Source organism: Novacetimonas maltaceti, assembly GCF_002906255.1.
In the GTDB taxonomy this organism is placed as follows: Bacteria; Pseudomonadota; Alphaproteobacteria; order Acetobacterales; family Acetobacteraceae; genus Novacetimonas; species Novacetimonas maltaceti.
In genome coordinates this window covers 13,771-30,309 of record NZ_POTC01000013.1, presented here as the reverse complement: position 1 = coordinate 30,309, position 16,539 = coordinate 13,771, and the positions used below count along the sequence as shown (strand labels likewise).

General features: G+C 62.6%; 13 protein-coding genes. 3 read left to right on the top strand and 10 right to left on the bottom strand.

Features of this window, described 5'->3' with window-relative positions; all coding sequences use genetic code 11:
• Nucleotides 1-3 precede the first annotated feature (3 nt).
• The 7 genes from KMAL_RS06760 to KMAL_RS17545 all read right to left on the bottom strand — a co-directional run bounded on the left by KMAL_RS06760 (nt 4) and on the right by KMAL_RS17545 (nt 8,082).
• Nucleotides 4-930: a LysR family transcriptional regulator gene (locus tag KMAL_RS06760; RefSeq protein WP_167400114.1), complete on the bottom strand. Its 927-nt coding sequence runs from the start codon at nt 928-930 to the stop codon at nt 4-6.
• A 109-nt stretch (nt 931-1,039) separates the two neighbouring features.
• Entirely contained in the window at nt 1,040-2,020 is a 981-nt protein-coding gene (locus KMAL_RS06755; RefSeq protein ID WP_110095023.1) for an ABC transporter ATP-binding protein, read from the bottom strand.
• A gap of 20 nt (nt 2,021-2,040) precedes the next feature.
• A complete protein-coding gene (locus KMAL_RS06750; protein ID WP_110094980.1) occupies nt 2,041-3,084 on the bottom strand; it encodes an ABC transporter ATP-binding protein in 1,044 nt (347 codons plus the stop codon).
• Between the two features lies 1 nt (nt 3,085).
• Nucleotides 3,086-4,060 carry an ABC transporter permease gene (locus KMAL_RS06745; RefSeq protein ID WP_110095022.1) on the bottom strand — a complete coding sequence of 325 codons (975 nt, stop codon included), beginning with the start codon at nt 4,058-4,060 and terminating at the stop codon, nt 3,086-3,088.
• Nucleotides 4,061-4,073: 13 nt separating this feature from the next.
• Nucleotides 4,074-5,078: an ABC transporter permease gene (locus KMAL_RS06740; RefSeq protein ID WP_110094979.1), complete on the bottom strand. Its 1,005-nt coding sequence runs from the start codon at nt 5,076-5,078 to the stop codon at nt 4,074-4,076.
• Complete coding sequence (locus tag KMAL_RS06735) at nt 5,078-6,751, bottom strand: ABC transporter substrate-binding protein (protein ID WP_239019999.1); 1,674 nt, start codon at nt 6,749-6,751, stop codon at nt 5,078-5,080. The genes KMAL_RS06740 and KMAL_RS06735 overlap by 1 nt, the downstream gene beginning before the upstream one ends.
• 1,085 nt (nt 6,752-7,836) lie before the next feature.
• The gene (locus KMAL_RS17545) at nt 7,837-8,082 is read right to left on the bottom strand and encodes a hypothetical protein (protein WP_239019998.1); all 246 of its coding nucleotides are present in this window, start codon (nt 8,080-8,082) and stop codon (nt 7,837-7,839) included.
• Here KMAL_RS17545 and KMAL_RS06730 point away from each other — a divergent pair.
• Together KMAL_RS06730 and KMAL_RS06725 are read left to right on the top strand one after the other, a co-directional pair.
• Complete coding sequence (locus KMAL_RS06730; RefSeq protein WP_239019997.1) at nt 8,081-10,288, top strand: TonB-dependent receptor domain-containing protein; 2,208 nt, start codon at nt 8,081-8,083, stop codon at nt 10,286-10,288. The two genes, KMAL_RS17545 and KMAL_RS06730, sit on opposite strands and share 2 nt — an antisense overlap.
• A gap of 68 nt (nt 10,289-10,356) precedes the next feature.
• Nucleotides 10,357-12,297, top strand: a complete 1,941-nt coding sequence (locus tag KMAL_RS06725; protein ID WP_239019996.1) for a CocE/NonD family hydrolase — start codon at nt 10,357-10,359, stop codon at nt 12,295-12,297.
• Nucleotides 12,298-12,563: 266 nt separating this feature from the next.
• On the opposite strand, the gene KMAL_RS06720 is transcribed toward KMAL_RS06725, so the two are convergent.
• The 3 genes from KMAL_RS06720 to KMAL_RS06710 all read right to left on the bottom strand — a co-directional run bounded on the left by KMAL_RS06720 (nt 12,564) and on the right by KMAL_RS06710 (nt 16,353).
• Entirely contained in the window at nt 12,564-14,177 is a 1,614-nt protein-coding gene (locus KMAL_RS06720; protein WP_239019995.1) for a serine hydrolase, read from the bottom strand.
• 240 nt (nt 14,178-14,417) lie between these two features.
• A complete protein-coding gene (locus KMAL_RS06715) occupies nt 14,418-15,311 on the bottom strand; it encodes a LysR family transcriptional regulator (protein ID WP_110094976.1) in 894 nt (297 codons plus the stop codon).
• 112 nt (nt 15,312-15,423) lie between these two features.
• Entirely contained in the window at nt 15,424-16,353 is a 930-nt protein-coding gene (locus KMAL_RS06710) for a serine hydrolase (protein ID WP_239019994.1), read from the bottom strand.
• On the opposite strand from KMAL_RS06710, the gene KMAL_RS17210 reads away from it, so the two are divergent.
• Entirely contained in the window at nt 16,352-16,504 is a 153-nt protein-coding gene (locus tag KMAL_RS17210; protein ID WP_167400113.1) for a hypothetical protein, read from the top strand. The genes KMAL_RS06710 and KMAL_RS17210 overlap by 2 nt on opposite strands.
• Nucleotides 16,505-16,539: the final 35 nt, after the last annotated feature.

Sequence of the window (16,539 nt, the reverse complement as noted above, 5' to 3'; positions counted from 1 at the left end):
CCGTCAGGCATGGGCCGGGGCGAACCTGTTCGCGCGTGAGGTAAAGACATCCCATACCTGGTCACATACCGGACGGGCCGCATTGGCATGGCGATAAAGCCGTGTCTCCACCTCCAGCACCATTGCAGGGTCATTTGTAACCTGCACCAGCAGGCCATCATCAAGTTCATTGCGGATCAGCCCTTCGGGCAGCCATGCCACCCCCCAGCCAGCCCGCGCCATGGACATCAGTCCCACCGACAGCGTGTCCTCACAGACGACCTGCCGCCGAAATCCGTCATGCCGTGCAAAAAGCTTCGACAGGGCAACGCCAAAAAACGATTCATCGCCATAGCTCAGGTAATCGACCGGTTGGGCGTGCGCCATCGCATGATGCACCCGCGCGCCCAGTTCCGGCGCACATACCGGCAGCACCCGCTCCACCCCCAGCCGGATGAAGGGAAACAGCGCCGGGTCCAGATGGAACGGCACAAGGGGATGGGCATAGGTCAGGAAAAAATCCGCGCCCCCCGTCACCAACCGGTTGAGGTTGTCCTCTATCCCGCCAAGGTCCGGCGTCACCTTCAGCCGCGTCATGGGCGGCATGTTGCGGCGGCTGCCGAAATAATGCGGGATCAGCGTCAGCGCCAGCGTATGCAGGGCCGCGATCGTCACGACCTCGAACGGGTCGGACGGCGGCGGGTGGACGCTGCGCTGCGCCCTGTAGAAAGCGGCCACGATCTCCGTCGCCTCTTCCAGGAAACGCCTGCCCTCCACCGTCAGTTCGGCGGGATAGCTGACCCTGTTGACAAGGGGCGCGCCCGCCCACTGTTCAAGCTGGCGGATACGCTTGGAAAAGGCGGGCTGGCTGACATTGCGTTCACGCGCCGCACGGGAAAAGCTGAGGGTACGTGAAAGGCAGACGAAATCTTCCAGCCATTTCAGTTCCACAATCCCGCCCCTTTCCGGTTCATGCAGGCAGCATGGCGCAAAGGTAGCATATATTCCCGCGCACCCCGCAAATTTCATTCCCGCATCGCGATGAATGTGCGCCGGTGCGTCACGCCCCCGGCAGCGGGAAATGACAGGCCACCTCGTGCCCGGGACGCACCGGGCGCAATACGGGTTCCTCGGCGCGGCAGCGCTCCTGCACATGGGGGCAGCGCGTATGGAACCGGCACCCCGCCGGGCGCGCGATGGGGCTTGGGATATCCCCGCCCAGCGGCACGGCGCGCATGCCCCCCACCACCGGGCGCGGCACGGCGGCGGTCAGGGCGGCGGAATAGGGATGGGCCGGATGGTGCAGCACGCTGTCGGTTGCGCCCAGTTCGACCACGGCGCCGAGATACATCACCGCGACACGGGTGGAAATCTGGCGCACCACGGCAAGGTCATGCGCGACAAAGACATAGGTCAGGCCCAGCCGCGCCTGCAGGTCCATGAACAGGTTGACGATCTGCGCCTGCACCGAGACATCAAGTGCCGAGACAGGTTCATCCGCCACCACCAGTCGCGGCGACAGCGCCAGCGCGCGCGCGATATTGATGCGCTGGCGCTGGCCGCCGGAAAATTCGTGGGCATAGCGGTTGAGGGCCGCGCGCGGCAGGCTGACGAGTTCCATCAGTTCATGCAGGCGCGCGGTGATGGCGGCAGCCGGACGCCTGCGCCCGTCCGCATCGGGATGCACCCGCAGCGGTTCGGCCAGCAGGTCGCCGATGCGCCGGCGCGGGTTGAGCGAGGCATAGGAATCCTGGAACACCATCTGCATGCGCGTCCGCAGCGGCCGCAGGGCGCGTTCACCCAATGTCGTGATGTCGCGCCCCTCGAACAGGATCTGCCCCGACGTCACATCCATCAGCCGCAACAGGCAGCGCCCCAGCGTGGACTTGCCACATCCCGATTCCCCCACCAGGCCCAGCACCTCCCCCGGCATGACCGACAGGGAAATGCCATCCACCGCCTTGAGCGTCTGCCCGCGTGGCAGGGCATAGGTCTTGCGCAGGTCGCGCACCTCCATCAGGGGGGCGGCGTCGCCTGTCATCGTTGCGGCCTGCTGCGCGCTCATGCGGGGGCTCCGTGCGTGGCGATGGCCATGTTACGCGGTGGCAGGGGACGCCCTTCCGTCGGCAGGACACAGGCCGCCTCCTGCGCGGGGCCGACAGGAACCAGCGGCGGCGGAGTGATGCGGCAGCGTTCATGGACATAGGCACAGCGCGGGCCGAAGGCGCAGCCTACCGGGCGCTCCAGCGGCGCGGGGGGCGTCCCGGCGATCGTCGGCAGGCGTTCGGGCCGCGGCCCGTCGAGCGGCGGGATGGAGGCCAGCAGCGCCGCCGTATAGGGATGGCCCGGATGCGCGAACAGGACATCCGTCGGCCCGGTTTCCGCCACCCGCCCCGAATACAGCACCAGCGTGCTGTCGCATGTTTCGGCCACCACGCCCATGTCATGCGTGATCATCAGCACCGAAGACCCATGCGTGGCGCGCAGCGAGCGGACGAGTTCGAGGATCTGCGCCTGCACCGTGACATCCAGCGCCGTGGTGGGTTCATCGGCAATCAGCAGGGCGGGATTGCATGACAGCGCCATGGCGATCATCGCGCGCTGGCGCAATCCCCCCGAAAGCTGGTGCGGGTAACGGTTGGCCGTGCGTTCGGGGTCGGGCACGCCCATTTCGCCCAGCAACCGCACCGTGCGCGCGCGCGCCTGCCTGCGGGTGATGCGTTCATGCGCGCGGATCTGCTCATCTATCTGCCAGCCGATGGTATAGACGGGGGTGAATGCCGTCATCGGGTCCTGGAAGATCATGGCGATCTGCCTGCCGCGCAGGCGCCGCATCCGCGCGGGCGCAAGACCCACGAGTTCCTGCCCGCGAAACAGCGCGGAGCCGGTAATGCACACGCCCGGACTGTCGATCAGCCCCATGACCGCCATGGCCGTCACGGATTTTCCCGACCCCGATTCCCCGACCAGGCCCAGGATCTCGCGCTCGCCCAGCGTGAAGGACACATGCTCGACAATCGGGATCATCCGCCCGCCCGAAGGGAAGCTGACGCACAGGTCGCGCACCTCCAGCAGGGGGGCCGGCGAAGGCGTGGGGGAAGACATGTCAGCGGCCATCACGCACCCTCGGGTCAAGGAACACATACACCACGTCCACCGCCGCATTCGCCATCACCACGAAGACGGCGGAATACATCACGGTCGCCATGATGACCGGCAGGTCGAGGTTGGTAAGCGCCTGATATGTCAGGTGCCCAACACCGGGCAGTCCGAAGACGACCTCCGTCAGCAGCGCGCCACCACCGACAAGCTGCGCGAAATCCAGCCCGAACAGCGAAACGAACGTGATCATCGACGTCCGCAGGCCGTGCCACAGCAGGATGCGCACCGGCGACAGTCCCTTGGCGCGCGCGGTGCGGATGAAATCCTCCCCCGACAGCGCCACGAGGTCGGCGCGCAGCACGCGGCTGTAGATGCCGATGAACATGACCGCCAGCACGACCCACGGGATCACCAGCGCACGGAACCAGCCCAGCGGGCTTTCGGTAAAGGGGATGTAGCCCAGGCCCGGCACCCACGAAAACAGCCATGTGTCGTGATAGCGGCTCTGCGTCACAAGGTTGGTCACCTGCCCCAGCCAGAAGACCGGCATGGAAATCCCCACCAGTCCGGCCATCATCAGGGTCCGGTCAACCCATGTATCCTTCATCGCCGCGGCCAGCGTCCCCATGGCGATCGACACCACGACCCAGATCGCCGCCGCGCCACAGACAAGCGACGCCGTGACGGGAGCCGCGCGCATGATCTCCGGCACCACCAGTTCGCCCCGGTCCACGTAGGAGGCAAGGTCGCGCGTGATGAACAGCTTTTTCATCATCGTGGCGTACTGCACCGGCAGGGACCGGTCGAAGCCATATTCCCTGCGCACCTTCTCCATCACGGCAGGCGACGCATTGCGCCCGGCAATGCGCGCCGTGGGGTCCGCCCCCGGCGTTGCAAAGAACACCACGAACACCAGCGCCGAAATCCCGAACAGCACGAAAAGCGTCTGTCCCAGGCGGCGCAGCAGGGCAAGCATCATGACCGCGTCCCCTTCACGATGACCGCCGCGCCGCATCGCGCACATCCAGCGCGTCACGCAGCCCGTCACCAAGGATGTTGAGCGCCAGCACCACCACCACGATGGCCAGGCCGGGCGCCACCGCCACCATGGGACGGATATAGATCAGCCCCTCCCCGTCCTGGATGATGGTTCCCCACGACGCCGCCGGCGCCTGCACGCCAAGCGAGAGGAACGACAGCGCGCTTTCCGCCAGCAGCGAAAGCGCCATCAGCAGCGGGCCGAGCATCACCAGCGTGGTGGTGACGTTGGGCAGGATGTCCCGCACGACAATGCGCCAGCGCGGCACGCCAAGGCAGCGCGCGGCCGTCACGAATTCGGCCTGCCGCAGCGCCATGACCCGCCCGCGTATCGGCCGCGCGGCATAGGGCACGTAGACCAGCGCGATGATGAAGATGGGGATGAACAGGCTGTCGGCCCGCACCGTAAGTGGCCCGAGTTGCAGTCCATGGCTGACGGTGACGATCGAAAGGGAAATCGCGAACAGGTATACCGGCACCGCCCACATGATATCCATCATGCGCGACAGCAGCGCATCGATGATCCCGCCCGAAAACCCCGCGATGATCCCCGCCGTCGCCGCCAGCACAAGGCACATCACCGCAGCGCAGGAGGAAACCAGCAGCGAGTTGCGCCCGCCATACAGCAGGCGCGAGGCCAGGTCGCGTCCCTGGCTGTCGGCCCCCAGCAGGTAGGTCGCATGCCATGTCGGGCCGATGGGGCTGAGCCCGAGATGGAGCGGGTTGTCATTGGGCTGCATGATGTCCACCTCATGCCCGTCGAGCGTGATGCTGCCCGCCACGTTGGAGGCGAACGGGTCCGTATGCGCGATATGCCGGGCATACAGGGGGGCCAGCATGCACGCCAGCGTCACCAGCGCCAGCGTCGCCAGCGCCGCCATGGCCGAACGGTTGCGCGCGATGGACCGCGCGGCCTGGCGCCACGGCCCCGCGGGCGGGGCAGGAAGGTCGCGTTCCATTACCGCACCCACGCCCGCGCGACGAGCATGTGGTAAAGGGTATGGTAGGCATAGTTTCCCAGGCGGGCGGACACCAGGTCGACATCCTTGATGGCAAGAAGGGGCACGGCGGGCTCATCACTGTTGATCATGTTGGAGGCCTGACGCCACAGGGCCATGCGGATCGGATCGCGCTGTTCCTGAAGCGCCTGATGCATGATGGCATCCAGCGCGGGATTGCAATAGCCGGGAATGTTGATCGAATTATCCGAATGCGGGTGGAAGCTGGAACAGGCAAACAGCAGGTACAGGAAGTTCGACGGCGAAGGGTAATCGCCAAACCAGCTCGTCAGGCTGACCTGCACGTTGTTGGCGCTGTTCTGGATATAGGAAAACTGCACTCCCCGGCTGATCTCACGCACTGACGCCCTGTAGCCGATCTGCTGCAGGCGGTCACGCATCCATGCCCCGATCCCACGCTGTGTTGAATCCGTCTGCACGACGATGGTCACGGCCTGCCCCTGCGTCCCGCTTTTCGTGACGAGTTCACGCGCGCGCGCAAGGTCGGGCCGGGGCCAGCCGGACGCGGATACGGCCGGCAGGGTATAGGGACATTGCCCCACCGGCGCCAGCACATTGGGGGGCGCCATGTCGCACATTGGCGTCGCCACCGCCGGGCCGCCATAGAAAATGGCCGCCGCATGCCGGTCGAGCGCCCACGCCACGGCCTGCCGCGCCATGGCATTGCTGAAAGGCGGGATATTGACGTTGAGCGGCACATAGACGATGTGCAGCGACGGGTTGATATGCACCCGGTCGGGGAAACGCGCGCCAAGTTCACCCAGACGGTCGAGGGGCTTGACCTCGAACATCCAGTCGTCATGCCCGGCCTCCACCGACGTGACCTCGTCCTCGTCACGCAGGCCGAAGCTGTAGGTGATCGTATCGACATACCCTTCGGGCTGCGCCGCATCGCTCCAGAGATGGAAATACGGGTTGCGCGCAAGGCGCAGCGACTGCTGCGGGTCATAGGACACGACGCGATAGGCCCCCGTCCCCGGCACGGGCGTCGTGCCAACATCGTGGTCCGGGGTATCGGCCGGCAGGATCACGGCATGGGGATAGGCCAGCTTGGTCAGGAATTCCGCATCAGGTTCGACAAGGTGGAACGTGATGCGCCCGGTGGCCGGGTCCACCTGCACCCCATCGGACAGGGTGCAGGCATGGGGCTGGCGCAGGCAGTCGTGCGCGCCGACGATATTTTCGTAAAAGCTGCTGGCGGTCGGGCTGCCAACACGGAAGATGCGCCGGAAGGAGGCCTGCACATCCTCCACCCGCACGGGCCGCCCGTCGGAAAACCGGATGCCCGGACGCAGGTAGAAGGTCCATGTCCGCCCCCCGTCCCCGGGCTGCGGCAGGGCCGTGGCCAGGTCCGCCACGACCTCGTCCCCTGCAGCACCCCCCGCCTTGCGATAGGTCAGGAGGCCATCGTACATGGCGGAAAAAACCTGCAGGTAGACCGGGGTATAATGCAGCTGCGGGTCCAGCGTGCCACCCGACGTGCTGCCCAGCAGGCGCAGTTCCCCGCCATGATGGTCCTGCGCCGCCGCATGCACCGTGCCGCACAACAGCACAAGGGCAGACAGATGCACCAGCAGGTAACGGGACACGTAACGCGCGGACCACAATATCAATCGCAACTACTCATGCCCCAAACATCACCGGCGGTTCCCTGCCCCTCCCCATGCCCGCATTCCGGGTACGGGATTCGTGAAAACCCCTGATGCCAGAAGACTGTATGACATAACAACCGGTGCGGGCAATCACCATTGCCGTGCGTCTATGGCGGGCGCACGGCCCGTCTTCCAGACGTGACGGCGTGTACTCAGGCCGGGCCGCCATTGTTACCAGACTGTACTGGATTGCCGGCAATATCCAATTCCATCTGATCATGGATGTATAACCAGCGGTTATAGGGTGGCGTGCCCGATGCGCACACAGGCGTGACATCCAGACATCGCGTTGATATAACACGGCTATTCTTAATGTCATGCCAGATATGTGCGACATTCCTGCCACAGTGATGCTTCTTCACCCATGACGGGCAGGCAAGGGTCATATTTGGAATTGACATGAAACCACCCCCACTGAAATAGTCTGCCTGACATCAATGTTTCTGGGGAGTTGGGGCATGCATCTATTCCAAAGCCAATCCAGGAACAGCCCCGCCCTTGCGGGGACACAGGATGGCCCGGCGCAGAAATATCCTGATACAATCAGGAAATTATCCGTGCCACGGCCCGCCTGATGGGGGTCAGCCTGCCGCTTGCGACGGCGGTGGCGGGATATTCCTGCCGCCCTGCCTTCGCAGGAACGCCTGCAATTTCATGAACTGAGCCTGCAGGCGAAGGACCATCGTACTTTTCATGTAATGACAGAGACAGGCGCCAGTTGTCACACTATGTCATTACGAAAATGGAATAATTAAGGGCAGGAAAAGACTTTCCTGTATTTCCGGCCATGGGGCGGCCATTTAACTACAGGTTAAGCAAGGCATGGTTTCAGTTGTTGACAAGGGCCGCACGAACCTAAAATATTTCGCCAAAGAACTGAATCACACCACCCCGATCCCGATCCTGCCAAAATCAGGATTATGTGCCGTTTTCGAAGAACATGTCGCAACCCGATCTGAAGCAGGATAACAAATGCTCAGCAAGCCTGGACCCATGCAGTATTCAAAAAAGAAATCGTGGCTTCTACTCTGTTCGGCGATAACGGGCTACACCGTGTTCTCGTCCATCGGGACATGTGCTTCGGCCTCCGCTGCGGACACGACCGCCACGACGGCAACAACGACAACGGCCACGCACCGCACCAGCACCCGGCCTGCTGCAAAGACCACGGCACGCACGCACACGGGCACCGCGACGCGCCAGCTCGCCAGTGCAACGCCCGAGGCCCTGACGGTCAGTGCATCGCGCGTGCGCAGCCATGGGTCCGAGGTCGCGGTGACACGCCAGGTCATGGACCGCTTCGTCGAAGGCACGAACCCCATGCAGGTGCTGGCCCAGACCACGCCGGGGGCGAACTTCACCTCCACCGACGCGTTCGGCCTTGATACCTATGGCAACACGTTCTACGTGCGCGGCTTCACGCAGATGCAGATCGGCGCGACCCTCGACGGCATGCCGATGGGCACGCAGGGCTTTGCCAACAGCAACGGCGTGTCGATCACGCAGGCGATGATCCAGGACGACATCGGCGGCATGACGATGTCGCAGGGCGCGGGGGCGCTGGATTCATTCTCCACGCAGAACCTTGGCGGCGCGATGAGCTACGTGACGTCGGACCCCAAGGACAAGGCCGGCGGCAAGGTCAGCCAGACCTTCGGCAGCTATAACGCGTTCCGCACCTATGGCCGCGTGGACAGCGGCGTGCTCAATTCCACGGGCACGAAATTCTACGCCTCCTTCGCGCGCACCGATACCAACCTGTGGAAGGGCCAGGGCTATCAGGACGAACTGCAGGCGGACGCCAAGCTGGTCCAGCCGCTGGGTGACCGCGGCAAGCTGACGGCCTTCTTCGGGTATGGCGACTTCACGCAGTCCAACTACCTGACGATGACGAAGAACATGTGGCAGAAGATGGGCCGGTATTCGACCTACCTGAAGCCCGATTACGAAAAGGCCAAGCTGTGGGCCTACTATGCGCAGTATACCGACCAGGTGCCGTCGTCGGTGCAGGGCATCCTGTCCAATGACGAAGTGGGCGATTACGCCTGGGATGCGTCGCAGCTGCAGCGCACCTACATGTCGAACGTGTCGCTGCATTACGACATCTTCAAGAACGTGACGTCCGACACGATCGTCTATGGCAACGTCAACAGCGCCATCTATGGCGGCACCAACAACTTCCTGACCTCGCCGTCCTACGGACCCGTGTCGCTGAACTCCGACGGGACCGTCTCCGGCGTGCCGCAGGCCCTGATCGGCAGCCACGCGTTCATGCGCCGCCTTGGCTTCACGCAGAAATTCGCGATCGAGGCCCCGCACCACAACCATATCGAAACGGGCGTCTGGTACGAAAACAACAAGTGGGTCTATAACGAACGCCTGTATGAGGACGGCCTGACCACTGGCCACAACGACGATTCCGACATGCCTGCGGGTTCGGGCGCCACGTGGTTCAACAACAGCTTCAACACCAACACCTTCAGCTTCTTCCTGCAGGATCGCTGGACCATCATGCCCGGCATGACGCTGCTGGCCGGTTTCCGTTCCATGACGCAGACGACGCATGGCGGCACGAAGGCCGACTATACCGACAAGCTGATCGCCGAGGGCTGGAACGCCTATTACCGTCACCCCGTCAGCGGCACCATGACGGCTTCGGACGCGTTCCTGCCGCACTTCAGCTTTGACTACCACTTCCTCCGCAACCATGAAATCTACTGGGATATTGCGGAAAACATGCGCGCCTACGATTACTATTCGCAGACGGATTCGGACACGGCGTGGGGTGGCCTGGGCAATTCCACCACTTCGGCGCAGACGGTGTTCAACCAGAACAAGAGCAAGCTGAAGCCGGAACGCACCTGGAACTATGTCGTGGGTTACCGCTACAACTCGCGCTACTTCTCCGGTTCGGTGGACTTCTACCACACGGATTATTACAACCGCCTTGCGGCCATCACCGAAGGGACGGCCAACAACTCCAACAACGCCTTCCTCAACGTCGGCCGCGAAACCATGAACGGCGCGGACGTGCAGGGCACGGTGCGTCCGTTCAAGGGGCTGGAAATCACCAACAGCTTCAGCTGGAACAACGCCGAATACCAGAGCCGGTCGATCAACTACAGCGGAACGACTTACGACATCAAGGGAAAGCACCAGGTCTACTATCCCAAGTTCATGTATAAGGCGAACCTGAACTACACCTACAAGCGGGCCATGTTCAACTTCAACGTGAACTATATCGGTTCGCGTCCCATGACCTACATGAACGACGAGAAGATCCCCTCCTACTGGCTGGCGAACCTCAACCTTGCCTACAACTTCGGCAAGATCGGCTTCACCCACAACCTCAAGACCACGTTCGGCATCACCAACCTGTTCAACACCAACTATATCGGTGGCGTGTATGGCGCGGCATCGGTCACGGGTGATGACAACGCCAACCTGTTCGTCGCGGCACCGCGCGAATTCTTTGGCACCATCTCGGCCGAGTTCTGAGAAACTCCGCCTGACGGGGCCGGGCCTTCGGGTCCGGCCCGTTTTCTGTACGCTGCATGAGACCGATGATGAAAAAAATACTTCTGCTGTCAGGATGTTTTGCTGCTTTCTCCATGGCCGCCCTGGCACAGGAGGCGCCGCCGGGTGGCATCGCCCCTGACATGCCGGATAAATTCCAGGTCGTGGATTCCAGCTTCGACTATGTCCGCAAGGATGTCATGATCCCGATGCGTGACGGGACGAAGCTGTATACCGTCATCCTGATCCCCCGGGCCGCGCATGACGCGCCCATCCTGCTGACACGCACGCCCTACAGCGCCGACCACATGGTCTCCTATGCCTATAGCGGGCACATGGGTTCGATCATGCAGGGCTATGACAACATGCCCGACGTGATTGCCGATGGCGGGTATATCCGTGTCATCCAGGACGTGCGCGGCAAGCACGGGTCCGAAGGCAGCTATGTCATGGCCCGCCCGCTGCATGGCCCGCTCAATGGCGCGCCGGTGGATTATGCGACGGACACGTGGGACACGATCGAATGGCTGATCCACAACCTTCCGCAGAGCAACAGGAAGGTCGGGATCATCGGGATCTCCTATGATGGCTATACCGCGCTGACGGCGCTGTTCCACCCGCACCCGGCGCTCAAGGTCTCGGTTCCGATGAACCCGATGGTCGATGGCTGGATGGGGGATGACTGGTTCCACAATGGCGCCTTCCGCGAGGAAACGCTGCCCTACATCTATACGCAGGACGCCACGCGCAAGAGCATGCAGAAATGGTGGGCCAGCGAGTACGACGCCTATGACGTGTACCTCAAGGGCGTGTCGGCCGGCATGGTGGGCAAATCGCGGGGCATGGAGCAGATCGGCTTCTTCAACCAGATCCTGGCGCATCCGTCCTATGATTCCTACTGGCAGGATCAGGCGATGGACAAGCTGCTGCAGAAGGAGGGGCTGAAGGTTCCGACGATGCTGGTGCACAGCCTGTGGGACCAGGAAGACATCTACGGCGCGATCGCGACCTATTACGCACTGCAGAAGACCCCTTCGGCGGCGTCCAACCTCTATCTCACGATGGGGCCGTGGAACCATGGCGGCGAGGCGAAGGAAGCCGGCACGCTGGGCGATATTGATTTTCATGCCGATACCGGCCTGTATTTCCGCAAGAAGGTGCTTGAACCCTTCCTCGCGCATTACCTGAAGGACCCCTCCATTCCCCTGCCCGCGCGCGTGACCGCGTTCCGCACCGGGGAGAATGTGTGGGAATCCTCCAATGCCCTGCCGTCACCGGATTGCGCGACGGGGTGCACCAGCCTGCATTTCCAGCCGGAACACGGACTGGCCTTCACCGCCCCGGCCGCCGGTGCGGGCACGCAGCAATATGTGTCCGACCCGGCGCACCCGGTCACCTACATCCCCCGTCCCGTGCTGACCAAGGGCGTCCCCGGTTCGCCGTGGGCAAAGTGGCTGACGATGGACCAGCGGAACTTCTCCGCCCGGCCTGACGTCCTGACCATGACATCGGGCGTTCTGACACAGCCCTTTACGATCAAGGGACAGCCGGTGGTCCACCTGACGGCCTCCACCACCGGCACCGATGGGGATTTCGTCGTCAAGCTGATCGACGTCTATCCTGACGAGGTTCCCGAGCAGCGTGAAATGGGCGGATACCAGTTGATGGTCAGCGCCGACATCCTGCGCGGGCGCTATCGCAAGAGCTTTGAGCATCCCGAACCCATCCCTGCCAATACGCCGCAGCTGTACAAATTCAACCTGCCCGTGGCGGATCATACCTTCCTGCCGGGACACCGGATCATGATTCAGGTGCAGTCAAGCTGGTTCCCGCTTTATGACCGCAATCCGCAGACATATGTGGACAATATCTTCCTTGCCCCCGCCAGCGCCTACAAACCGGCGCAGATCAGCGTGGACGTCGCCAGCAGCTGGATTGACGTGCATGCCCCCACACCGGCAGCCAGCATCTTTGCCCCGCAGAAACCCTGACGACCTGCGTTACACCAAGAAGGGGCATGGGAATTTCGGTTCCCATGCCCCTTTTTTATAAAGCGCCTGAATCCGCACCGTTTTTCAAAAGCGGTGTTTATTGAAGCTTTTTGAAAAAAGCTTCACCAAAAACTTTTGTAAATTTCGGGATTTCTGCAGGGATCGACAATCCCGTTCCCTGGACAAATGATTTCAGGTTGAAGCCTATTCGGAAGTCACGAAAGTTTTTTGGTTCTTTTTTACAAAAAAGAACATCCCTGCCCTGATCACGGCTGGTCGGAAACCCTGTGCGGATGCAGGTCCTGCGCGTCAAAGCTGAAGTCCGACCCGATAACCTGCATCTTCATGTCGGTAACCTTGCCCGTCATATCACGCTGGAACTGAACATAGCAGTCATCCTCGGCATCCTGCGCACGATTGTCCCAGTGCACCACGAACAGGTCGTGCGGCAATGCCGAAAGCACACCCGAAAGCCCGACCGCCTTGTCAAAGGTCAGCCGCAGTTCAGCACCTTTCTGCGTGACATGCATGTTGCCACGCCAGTCATCATGATACAGCCCGACATAATCGTGCGCCGCCTGCGCCGACAGCGTGACGAACGGACGTGCGGGCGATCCGGGGCCATCGGTCGCGGCAGCCTTTGCCTCTGCCGCTTCATGGGCCGTGGCCACATCCTTCCAGTGCCTGACCCAGTCATCGCTCTTCCCCGTCACGACAAGGGAATTCAACGTCGTCTGGATGGCATAGGTCGCATGGTTGTCATCATGATTGGTCAGGACCACGATCCCGGTCTTCATTTCCGGCAGGAACGAGATGTAGCTGACCATCCCGTCGATCGTTCCCGTGTGCCACACACGCTTTTTGCCAAAGAAGTCCTCGGTGAACCAGCCATAGCCATAGGCGCGGAAATGCCCCTGTGTCGCCGGTGCCGTATCCGGCAGCGGCAGCAGTGCATGCGGCGCCCAGACCGCATCACGCTGCGCGGTGCTGATGATGGTCCTGCCTTCGGGCGTCTTCCCGCCATTGAGGAACATCTGCACCCAGCGGCTGACACCATCCGCACTGCACCAGATCCCGCCTGCGGGCGCCACCGTAGGCAGGCGCAGCGCGGCGCGGTCAGGCAGTTCGGGATCCCCGCCTTCCCCCGTCGCGACATCCACCTGCCCCCTGACCGGCGGCGTGCTCTGGCAGGCAGGCAGTCCGGCAGCATCGATCAGGTGTGACTGGACATAATTTTCCCAGCTTGTACCGGTAATTTTCTCCACCAGGGCACCGGCGACGACATACAGCAGGTTGTTATAGGCATACTCCACCCGGAACGGTGCGGTAAACGGCATGTAGGGCAACGCCGCCAGCACTTCGGGCCGGGTATAGGTGCTGTGGGAAAACAGCATCAGGTCGCCCGCGCCCTCGCCCATGCCGCTATGGTGCGTCAGCAGGTCGCTGACGCGGAAATCGCGTGTGATGGCGGGATCGGCCACGCGGAATTCCGGCATGTGGTCGATCACCCGGTCATCCCATTTCAGCTTTCCCGCATCCACGAGTGTCGCAAGCGCGGTTGTCGTGAATTCCTTGGTGTTGGACCCGATGGCGAACAGCGTGCGCGTATCGACATTGCCGCTGTGCGCGTCCTCGCCCCGGCGGCCATATCCACGGGCGAAGACGACCTGTCCGTCATGCACCACCGCCACGGCCACGCCCGGCACATGGAACGCATCGCGCGCGCGCGCGACAACATCATCGATCTGCGCGGCGCTCAGTCCCGCCGGCAACGCGGGTGCCGCCCGTGAGGAAGAAACCGCGAGGGGCAGCACCGCAAGCGAAGCTATGCCCATTTCCCCGATGCAACGGCCGATCCGTCGCGCAAATGACTTTTTCACTATCGGTTGTCCTGACGCTGCTGAACACAAGATGGCGTCGTCACACACATGGCATGGCACCACCCGCAGCAAAGCATGAAATCCACGCCCTGTCGCATAACCAGATGCTACCCGGCCTTAACCTTGGGGTATACGCCCCAAGGATGATGCCCTTCATGAAACCGGTGCGTATTTTTTCCAAAAAGTCATGGAAAACGGAGCATTTTTGCGGAAATGCGCACTGCGGCCACTCCCGGCGGATCAGTGACGCAGCCGCTCGAGATCCACATCGAGTTCCGTGCGCAAAAGCGACAGGATGTCGCGCGAAATATGCGAAAGCGCGTAATCCGCGCGGAACAGCACCGTGCAGGCCACATGCAGCGGTGGCGAGATCTCGTGCGGTTTCGACAGGCCGGGATGGTGCAGCGCGGTCAGGGCATCGACAATGGCGCACCCCGCCCCCAACCGCACCAGTTCGGCCGCCATGTAATGCGTGCGCACCCGTACCGACGGGGCCGTGCAGAGGCCCGCTTCCTCCATCGCCATGTCCAGCAGGCGCGCGGTCGGGTCATTCTCGCTCAACCCGATGTAACGGGCCGGGTCGATCCGTTCCAGGGCAACGGCCTTCCCGTTACTGTCGCCGCCATCAATCAGCAGCAGCGGCACATCGGCAATATGATGGGAACTGACCCCATCGCAGGTATAATCGCCAAACACGACGCCGAGGTCGAGATCATGGTTGAGGATGCGCGACACGATTTCGGTGCCGTGGAGGGTATCGATCGTCAGTTCCGTTCCCGGATGGCTGGCGTGGTAGCGCTGGATCACCCGCGGCACGAGGCTGAGTCCAAGGCTGGGGACACAGCCGATGCTGATGCAATGGCCATCGCGGGCATAGCGCAGGTTGTCGGTCAGGCGCTTGAGGTCCGACAGCTTGCCAAAGATCGTGTTGACATGCGGCAGCATGATCTGCGCCTCACGCGTGGGGACAAGGCGCCCGCCGGTGCGTTCGAACAGGGCGAAGCCCAGTGACTGTTCCGCGTAACGCAGCACCTTGCTTGCGGCGGGCTGGGAGACATGCAGCACCTCCGCCGCACGACGCAACGATCCCGTCGTCATGATCGCATAGAACACTTCAATCTGACGCAACCGCATGTCGTCCCGAGGCCTCCGTAACCTGACTGGTGATCCAATGCCGCGCGCCGTGCCGGAACCCGCGGCCCCATGCGGCGCGCAATCGCATGGTACCCCGAAAGGGGAGCCGCCCCTATCCGCCCTTTGCCGCGCCCTGCGCCGGGGCGGACACGAAATGGTCATAGACCTGGTGGGAAATGGTGTTCAGCACACGGATGCCCGCGGCCTCGTCCGGCAGGGATTTCGTCAGCATGACCAGAATATAATGACGCCCGTCAGGCAGGAAGACGATACCCGCATCGTTGCGCACGCCCTCGACCCAGCCGGTCTTGTGCGCGACCGGGGTGCCCGATGGCAGGCCGGGGGGGATCATGTCGTTGAAATGCTGCCCGCGCAGGATGTCGATCATCGCAGCACTCTGCGCGGGGCCGATAATCTCCCCATGGTCAAGCTTCTGCATGAACTGGCCAAGCCCCCTGGCCGTCATCTCGTTATGGATGCCCCTGTCGTTGGCGTCATAATCCTCGATCATGCGGCCAAAGCGCACCCCGCGCAGGTGTTGCGCATCCATGACGGCATGGATGTAGGGCACGCCGATGCGCTCGATCATCAGGTTGGTGGCAAGGTTGCTGCTGTACTGGATCATCACGCGCACCAGTTCGGACACCGCCACGGGCCTGCCGATCTGTGCATAGAGCGGGTCGTAGGAATCCTCCTTCTGCTCCAGCGCGAAGCTGCGCGTGCCCACCAGCGAGTGGAAACTGTTATGCACGACAATGGTCTCCTCCGGATGGAGGGTGCCCTTGGTGAACATGTCATAGGCCGCATCCATCACGAACAGCTTCATGGTGCTGGCGGCGTTGATGTAATCGCGGCAGTTCAGGCAGACCTGCGGGCGCTGTCCCGACATCGCGGCATAGACGGCGAAATGTCCCGGCTGCCCGGCCACGGTTTTCGCGACATCCTGCGCCAGCGTCGCGGCCTGCGCCGGGGCTGTTGCACATGCCAGCGCAACCGTGGCGGTCATGGCACCGCGTCGCAGGATTGCAAGGAGTCCGGACATGACCATTCCTTCTGTAAGCCAGCCTGTCGGGCCGCATTTTCATGCAACGTGGGGGCATCATGGCCATCTGGTGGCCATGGCGGGGGATTCGTTGCGGACGCGCCGCCGCACCGTTGCGGGATCGACACATTATACCCGCCTGCGGATTTGACAAGCGTTGCCACGTGGCCGACATTGGCGCCCGTT